We start from the raw sequence: 8,323 nt of genomic DNA, 5'->3' as shown, positions 1-8,323 counted from the left end.
GAGGGGGTTCTTGAGGGGCCGGTGACGGCTGCGGTGTTGCGGCGGGATCGTGGGGAGTCGCGGACGGCGGTGGCGGCGTTGGCGCGGATCCATGTCCAGGGTCATCGGGTCGACTGGGCGGCGTTGTTCGGTGGTGGGCGGCGTCCGCGGGTGGATCTGCCGACGTATCCGTTCCAGCGGCGTCGTTACTGGTTGGAGCCCGCGACCCGTACCGGTGACGCCGGCGGCCTCGGCCTGGCTGCCGTCGAGCACCCCGTGCTCGGCGCGGTCGTCGCCCCGGCCGACTCCACCGGCCTGCTGCTCACGGGCAGCCTGTCACTGGCCACCCACCCGTGGCTCGCCGACCACGTCGCCCTCGGGACGGTGCTCGCGCCGGGCGCGGCCCTGGTCGAGCTGGCGATCCGGGCCGGCGACGAGGTGGGGGCGAGTGCGCTCGACGAACTGGTCGTCGAGGCCCCGCTCGTCCTGCCCGAGCGCGGCGCGCTCCAGCTCCAGGTGGCCGTGGGCGAGCCGGACGGCAACGGCCTGCGGTCCGTCACCGTCCACTCGCGTCCCGCCCCGCCGGCAGGCGGTGGCGAGCACGCCGACCGATCGGCGGATTCCGCCGCCGACCGGTCGGCGCACTCCGGAGCCTCCGGCGACTGGACCCGCCACGCGAGCGGCCTGCTCTCCACCGCGCCCGTCGCCGCCGAGCTCTTCGCCTGGCCGCCCGCCGACACCGCCGAGCGCATCGCCCCGGAAGAGGCGTACGCGCTGCTGGCCGCCGTCGGTCTGGACTACGGGCCGGCCTTCCGGGGCCTGCGGGAGGTCTGGCGGGAGGGGTCGACGCTCTACGCGACGGCCGCCCTCCCGGAGCAGCTCACCGCCGACGCCGCCCGGTTCGGGCTGCACCCCGCCCTGCTGGACGCGGCCGCCCAGCTTCCCGCCCTCGACGGCGGCACGGACGGCTGCGCGGACGGAGACCCGAGCGGTGCCGGCGTCCGCCGGCTGCCCTTCGCCTACCGGGGCGTCACCCTGCACGCCTCGGCCGCGACCGAGCTGCGGGTGCGGGTCACCGCCACCGGGCCGGACACCTACGCCCTGGAGGCCGCCGACCCCGAGGGCCGGCCCGTGGTCTCGGTCGCCTCGCTGATCACCCGGCCGGTCCGGGCCGAGCAGCTGGGGGCCGTACCCGCCGTCGGCCGGGACACCCTCTTCGCCGTCGAATGGCCCGCGTCGACGGCGGGTGCCTCCGACGAGTCCGCCTGGGAGGTGCTGCGTGCGGAGGGGGATCTGGCCGTGACGCTGGCGGCCGTTCAGGGGTGGTTCGCGGACGAGTCCCGTGAGGGTGTCCGTCTGGTGGTCCTGACGCGTCAGGCGGTGGCCGTGGACGAGGGCGAGACGCCCGACCTGGCGACGGCCCCGGTCTGGGGTCTGCTCCGCTCGGCGCAGTCCGAGTTCCCGGGCCGGATCGTGCTCGTGGACACCGACGGCGCCGCGGCCTCCGAGGCGGCCCTGGCCGCCGCCGTCGCCACCGGCGAGCCCCAACTCGCCCTGCGGGACGGCGCGATACGCGTCCCCCGGCTGGCCCGGGTGACCGTTCCGCCGCAGTCCGAGGCGCACCCGTGGAACCCGGACGGCACGGTTCTGATCACGGGTGGTACGGGGACGCTGGGGGCGATCCTGGCGCGGCACCTGGTGGCCGAGCGGGGGGTGCGGCATCTGGTGCTGCTCTCCCGGCGGGGCGAGCGGGCGCCGGGTGCGGCCGAGTTGCGGGAGGAGCTCGTCGCGGCGGGTGCCTCGGTGACGATCGCCGCCGCCGACGCGGCCGACCGTGAGGCGCTGGCCGCCGCGATCCGGGAGGTTCCGGCGGGGCATCCGCTGACTGCGGTGGTCCACACGGCGGGTGTCGTGGACGACGGGATCCTGACCGCGCTGACGCCCGAGCGGCTGGCCGCGGTGTGGGCGCCGAAGGCGGACGGGGCCCGGCACCTGCACGAGCTGACCCGGGGCCACGACCTGGCCGCGTTCGTCCTGTACTCCTCCGTCGCCGCCGTCCTGGGGAGCCCGGGGCAGGGGAGCTACGCGGCGGCGAACACCTATCTGGACGCGCTCGCCGCGCACCGCCGGTCGATCGGCCTGCCCGCCCAGTCCCTGGCCTGGGGCCAGTGGGAGGAGGCCAGCGGCATCACCGGCCACCTCGGTGCCGCCGACCACGCCCGGCTGGCGCGGTTCGGCATCCGGCCGATCGGCTCCGCCGAGGGGGTCCGGCTCTTCGACGCCGCCCAGCGGCTGACCGACCGGGCGACCCTCGTGCCGTCCCCGCTGGACCTCGCCGTCCTGCGCGGTCGCACCGCCCCGGTGCTGCTGCACGGTCTGGTCCGCCCGGCCCGGCGCACGGCCGGCGCCGGCGGACCGGCCACCGCGCCCGGCGAGGCGACGCTCGCCCAGCGGCTCGCCGCCCTGCCGGACGACACCGAGCGGCAGGCGGAGCTGCTCCGGCTGGTCCGTGCGGAGGTGTCCGCCGTGCTCGGCACGGACGCCGAATCGGTGGGCGCCCAGCGGTCGTTCACCAGTCTGGGCCTGGACTCGCTCACCGCCGTCGAGCTGCGCAACCGGATCACCGCGGCCACCGGGCTGAGGCTCTCGGCGACGCTGGTCTTCGACCACCCGAACCCGACCGCCCTCGCCGACCACCTGCGCACCGAACTCCTCGGCGCCGGCCTCCCGGCCGCCGAACGCGCCGACACGGCCGTGGCGTTCCGGCAGCAGACGTCGACCCGGTCGCGCGTCGACGAGCCGATCGCCATCGTCGGCATGGCCTGCCGCCTGCCCGGCGGAGTCGCCACGCCGGAGGAGCTGTGGCGCCTGGTAGCCGAAGGCCGGGACGCCGTCAGCGAGTTCCCGGACGACCGGGGCTGGGACCTCGACGCGCTGTACGACCCGGACCCGGACCGGCCCGGCACCTCGTACACCCGGCACGGCGGGTTCCTGGAGCGCCCGGCCGAGTTCGACGCCGAGTTCTTCGGCATCTCGCCGCGCGAGGCGCTGGCCACCGACCCCCAGCAGCGGCTGCTGCTGGAGACCAGCTGGGAGGCGCTGGAGAGCGCGGGCATCGACCCGGCGACCCTGCGCGGCAGCCGGACCGGCGTCTTCGCCGGCGTGATGTACCACGACTACGCGCCGCGCGTCCGTGAGGTGCCGGCCGAGCTGGAGGGCTGGCTGGGCAACGGCACGGCGGGCAGCGTGGCGTCCGGCCGGATCTCCTACTCCTTCGGGTTCGAGGGTCCGGCGGTCACGGTGGACACCGCGTGCTCCTCCTCGCTGGTCGCCCTGCACCTGGCCGCGCAGTCGCTGCGGTCCGGCGAGTGCGACCTGGCCCTGGCCGGGGGCGTGGCCGTGATGTCCACCCCGACCACGTTCGTCGAGTTCTCCCGGCAGCGCGCCCTCTCCGCGGACGGCCGCTGCAAGGCCTACGCAGGCGCCGCGGACGGCACCGGGTGGGGCGAGGGGGTCGGGCTGCTGCTGGTCGAGCGGCTGTCGGACGCGCGGCGCAACGGGCACCAGGTGCTCGCCGTGGTCCGCGGCAGCGCGGTCAACCAGGACGGCGCCTCCAACGGCCTCACCGCGCCCAGCGGCCCGTCCCAGCAGCGGGTGATCCACCAGGCGCTGGCCAACGCGGGTCTGGGCACCGCCGACGTGGACGCGGTCGAGGGCCACGGCACCGGCACCACGCTGGGCGACCCGATCGAGGCGCAGGCCCTGCTGGCCACCTACGGGCAGGGACGGCCGGAGGACCGGCCGCTCTGGCTCGGCTCGCTGAAGTCCAACATCGGGCACACGCAGGCGGCGGCCGGCGCGGCGGGCGTCATCAAGATGGTCCAGGCGCTCCGGCACGGTGTCCTCCCGCAGACCCTGCACGTCGACGAGCCCTCGCCGTACGTGGACTGGTCGGCGGGGGCGGTGGAACTGCTCACCGAGTCCCGGGAGTGGCCGGTGAGCGGGCGCCCCCGACGGGCGGCGGTCTCCTCGTTCGGCGTCTCGGGCACCAACGCGCACGTGATCATCGAGCAGGCCCCGGCGGCGGTTCCCGCCGAGCGCGGCACCGCGCCCGCCGTGCTGCCGTACCCGGTCTCCGCCCGGACGGCCGGGGCGCTGCGGGCCCAGGCGGCCCGGGTCGCCGAGCTGCTGGCGGTCACCGACCCGTCGGCCACCGGCGGCGGGGAACCCGCCACCGACGACCGGGAACCGGCCGTCGGCGACCACGCGGTGGACGTCGCGAACGCCCTGGCCACCGCGCGGGGCGCGCTGGAGGAGCGTGCGGTCGCCGTCGGCGACCCGGCCGCGCTGCGTGCGCTCGCCGCCGGGGACCCGGCCGCCGCGCTGGTCACGGGCAGCGCCGACGTGACCGGCCGGACGGTGTTCGTCTTCCCCGGCCAGGGCTCCCAGTGGGCCGCCATGGCGGTCGAACTCCTCGACACCGCACCGGTGTTCGCCGCCCGGATCGAGGAGTGCGCGGCCGCCCTGGCCCCGCACGCCGACTGGTCGCTGGTCGACGTCCTGCGCGACGCCCCCGGCGCCCCCGGGCTCGACCGGGTGGACGTGGTCCAGCCGGTGCTCTGGGCGGTGATGGTCTCGCTCGCCGAACTCTGGCAGGCGCACGGCGTCCGCCCGGACGCCGTGGTCGGCCACAGCCAGGGCGAGATCGCCGCGGCCGTGGTCGCCGGCGGCCTCTCGCTGGCCGACGGCGCCCGCGTGGTCGCCCTGCGCAGCCGCGCCATCCTCGCCCTCTCCGGCGCCGGCGGCATGGCCTCGGTCGCGCTGCCCGCGGCCGAGGTCGGCGAGCGGATCGCGGCCTGGGGCGAGCGGCTCTCCGTCGCCGTGGTGAACGGCCCGTCGGCGACCGTGGTCTCCGGCGAGCCGGAGGCGCTGGCCGAACTGGTCGCCGGCTACCGCGCGGAGGACGTCCGGGCCCGGCTGATCCCGGTCGACTACGCCTCGCACTCCGCCCAGGTGGACGGACTGCGGGCCGAGTTGCTCGACCTGCTGGCCCCGGTCCGCCCGCGGACCGGGGAGGTTCCGCTGCTCTCCACGGTCACCGGCGACTGGTTCGACACGGCCGGGCTGGACGCCGGGTACTGGGTGACCAACCTGCGCGAGACGGTCCGCTTCGAGGACGCCACCCGGCGGCTCGCCGAGACGGGGCACACCGTGTTCGTCGAGGTCAGCCCGCACGCCGTGCTGACGGTGCCGATCCAGGAGACCCTCCAGGCGGCCGATGCCGCCCGCCGCTCGGTGGTGGCGGGCACGCTCCGGCGCGACCACGGCGGGCTGGACCGGTTCCTGCTCTCCGCCGCCGAGCTGTGGGTGCGAGGGGTGCCGGTCGACTGGCCGGGACTGTTCGCCGCCGCCCGTCCGCGCCCGGTCACGCTGCCCGCCTACCCGTTCCAGCGCCAGCGCTACTGGCTGGACGCGGTCGTGACCAACGCGACGGTGACCGCCTCCGTGGTCGGGGCCGGGACGGCGACCGACGGCCCCGCACCCTGGGTGGCCAGGCTGGCCGTGTTCGACGAGCCGGAGGCGCGCGCGGCGGCGCTGCTCGACCTGGTCCGCCGGGAGGCCGCCGCGGTGCTCGGCCATGCCGACACCAGTGGGGTCGCCCCCGACCGGGCGTTCCGGGAGCTGGGGCTCAGCTCGCTGACCGCCGTCGAGCTGCGCAACCGGATCGGTGCCGGGACCGGGCTGGACCTGCCCGCCACGCTGGTCTTCGACCACCCGACGCCGGCGGCCGTCGCCGAGTACCTGATCACCGAACTCCCCGGGGCCGGGGCGGGGCCGGAGATCGGCGCGCTGGCGTCGCTGGCCGCGCTCGAACGGGCCCTGGCCGGCCCGGAGGACCCGGGGGTGGAGCGCGCCTCGGTCCTGGCCCGGCTGAAGGCGCTGGTCGACCGCTGGGACGTCGGCCCGGTGGACGGGGCGATCGGCGGCGACGGGTTCGACGAGCTCGACCTGGAGAACGCCACCGACGAGGAACTGTTCGCGCTGATGGACCGCGACGCGTCCTCCTCCGACACCCACTGACGGCCGTCCGGCCCCCTGTGACCACCCGAACGACCGTGATGCGAGAGGCACCGATGTCGAACGACCAGAAGCTCCGCGACTACCTGAAGCGCGCCTTGGCCGACGCCCGCCAGGCCAACCGGCGGCTGGAGGAGGTGGAGCGGGCCAAGCGGGAGCCGATCGCCATCGTCGGCATGGCCTGCCGTCTGCCCGGCGGGGTCGGCTCGCCCGAGGACCTCTGGCGACTGGTCTCGGAGGGCGTCGACGCCATCACCGAGTTCCCCACCGACCGGGGCTGGGACCTCGACGGGCTCTACGACCCCGACCCGGACCGGCCCGGCACCTCCTACACCCGGCACGGCGGATTCCTGGACACCACGGCCGAGTTCGACGCCGAGTTCTTCGGCATCTCGCCGCGCGAGGCGGTGGCCACCGATCCGCAGCACCGGCTGCTGCTGGAGACCGCGTGGGAGGCGTTCGAGCGGGCCGGGATCGACCCGACCTCGCTCAGGGGCAGTCGGACGGCCGTCTTCGCGGGCCTCGCCGGCACGGACTACACGCCCCGCCTCCACGACGCACCGGGCGACCTGGAGGGGTACCTGGGCATCGGCGGGCTGGACAGCGTGGCGTCCGGCCGGATCTCCTACACCTTCGGTTTCGAGGGCCCGGCGGTCACGGTGAACACCGCCTGCTCCTCCTCGCTGGTCGCCCTGCACCTGGCCGCGCAGTCGCTGCGGTCGGGGGAGTCGGACCTGGCGCTGGCCGGCGGGGTCAGCGTGATGTCGACGGCCCAGGGCTTCGTCGAGTTCTCCCGCCAGCGCGGGCTCTCCGCCGACGGCCGCTGCAAGGCCTTCGCGGCGGACGCGGACGGCACCGGCTGGGCCGAGGGGGTCGGGCTGCTGCTGGTCGAGCGGCTGTCGGACGCGCGGCGGCTGGGTCACGAGGTGCTGGCGGTGCTGCGCGGTTCGGCGGTCAACCAGGACGGCGCCTCCAACGGCCTGACGGCGCCCAACGGCCCCGCCCAGCAGCGGGTGATCCGGGCCGCCCTGGCGGACGCCCGGCTCGCCACGGCCGACGTGCAGGCGGTGGAGGCGCACGGGACGGGCACCCGGCTCGGCGACCCGATCGAGGCCCAGGCCGTCCTGGCCACCTACGGGCAGGAGCGTCCGGCCGAACAGCCGCTGCTGCTGGGCTCGTTGAAGTCGAACATCGGGCACACCCAGGCGGCGGCCGGCGTGGCCGGGGTGATCAAGTCGGTGCTGGCGATCCGGCACGGCGTGCTGCCGCGCACCCTGCACGCGGAGGAGCCGACGCCGTTCGTCAACTGGTCGGCGGGCGCGGTGGAACTGCTCACCGAGCAGCGCGCGTGGCCGTCCGTGACCGGCCCGCGCCGGGTCGGCGTCTCGGCCTTCGGCGCCAGTGGGACCAACGCGCACGTGATCATCGAGCAGGCGCCCGAGGTGCCGGCCGCGGCGGAGGAGACCGCTCCGCCGGCCGGGTCCGGGACGGACCCCGAGACGGGCCCGCCGTCCTCGGTGCCGTCCGTGGTGGTTCCGGCTGTGGTGCCGTCCGTGGTGCCGTTCGTGGTGTCGGCGCGTTCCCCGGAGGCGCTGCGCGAGCAGGCCCTGCGGATCGCCGAGTCGGCCGACGCGGCCCGGACGCGGGGCGGTGACGGCCTGGTCGACCTGGCCCGCGCCCTGGTCACCACCCGGGCGAGCTTCGAGGAGCGCGCGGTGGTGCTGGGTGATCCGGCTGCGTTGCGTGATCTGGAGGGTGTGGAGGTCGTTCGCGGTACTGCGCAGGCTGGTGGGCTGGCGTTCCTGTTCTCGGGTCAGGGGAGTCAGCGGGTGGGGATGGGGCGTGAGTTGTATGCCTCGGAGCCGGTGTTCGCTGCTGCGTTCGATGCGGTGGTGGAGGCGTTGGGTGTGCCGGTGGGTGAGGTGATCGTTTCGGGTGTGGGGTTGGACGAGACGGGGTGGACGCAGCCGGCGTTGTTCGCGGTGGAGGTGGCGTTGTTCCGTTTGTTCGAGTCGTGGGGTGTTCGGCCTGATTTTGTGGCGGGGCATTCGATCGGTGAGTTGGCGGCGGCTCATGTGGCGGGGGTGTTGTCGCTGGGTGATGCGGCGGTGTTGGTGGGGGCTCGGGCGCGGTTGATGCAGGCGTTGCCGGGTGGTGGGGCGATGGTGGCGTTGGAGGCGTCGGAGGAGGAGGTGCGGGCTGTTCTGGTCGCGGGTGTGGATGTTGCGGCGGTGAATGGTCCGTTGTCGGTGGTGGTGTCGGGTGA

2 protein-coding genes are annotated in these 8,323 nt (G+C 75.8%); both read left to right on the top strand.

Features of this window, described 5'->3' with window-relative positions:
* Positions 1-150: 150 nt before the first annotated feature.
* Positions 151-6,060: a type I polyketide synthase gene (locus ACFWOG_RS37335; protein ID WP_380363895.1), complete on the top strand. Its 5,910-nt coding sequence runs from the start codon at positions 151-153 to the stop codon at positions 6,058-6,060.
* 53 nt (positions 6,061-6,113) lie between these two features.
* Positions 6,114-8,323, top strand: a 2,210-nt coding sequence (locus ACFWOG_RS37330; protein WP_380363893.1) for a type I polyketide synthase, incomplete at its 3' end; no start/stop codon positions are given.

The organism is Kitasatospora sp. NPDC058406 (assembly GCF_042722765.1).
In the GTDB taxonomy this organism is placed as follows: domain Bacteria; phylum Actinomycetota; class Actinomycetes; order Streptomycetales; family Streptomycetaceae; genus Kitasatospora.
This window is presented reverse-complemented; position numbering and strand designations above follow the sequence as displayed.